The sequence below is a fragment of the Frigoribacterium sp. CFBP 13605 genome (assembly GCF_014839405.1).
GTDB lineage: Bacteria > Actinomycetota > Actinomycetes > Actinomycetales > Microbacteriaceae > Frigoribacterium.
In genome coordinates this window covers 1-533 of record NZ_JACYNS010000228.1, presented here as the reverse complement: position 1 = coordinate 533, position 533 = coordinate 1, and the positions used below count along the sequence as shown (strand labels likewise).

The 533-nt window shown below is 76.5% G+C and carries 1 protein-coding gene; it reads right to left on the bottom strand.

All coding sequences use genetic code 11. From position 1 onward, the window contains the following. Nucleotides 1-533, bottom strand: a 533-nt coding sequence (locus IFT36_RS16170; RefSeq protein WP_249408701.1) for a sensor histidine kinase, incomplete at both ends; no start/stop codon positions are given.

Here is a 533-nt window from a genome sequence, read left to right as displayed (position 1 = left end):
CCGCACGCACGGTGACGGGCAGCGTCAGCCGGAACACCGCGCCGGGCCGGCCGACCCCGGGCGGCTCGCAGACCAGGTCGCCGCCGTGGGCGCGCGCCAGACCGCGGGCGATGGGCAGCCCCAGGCCCGCGCCTCCGTCCCCGGACCGTCGGGCCTCGTCCAGCCGCACCAGCCGGTCGAACACCCGCTCGCGGTCGCGCTCTGGCACGCCCGGGCCGTCGTCGGACACGAGCACCGCGACCTCGTCGGTACGCGACGCGTCGAGCCAGATCGTCACCCGCCCCGAGCCCCCCGTCGCCCGAGCGGCGTTGTCGACCAGGTTGCCGACGATCTGCGAGACCCGACCCGCGTCGGCCGCCACCACGACCGGGCCGTCGGGCAGCAGGACGCGCAGGTCGAGCGACGGCCGTCGCAGCCGCTGACGCTCGACGTCGGCGAGCAGCGACGCCCCGAGGTCGACGGGTGCGACGTCCAGCGAGATGCCCTGGTCGACGCGGGCCATCAGCAGCATGTCGTCGATCAACCGGGAGGCG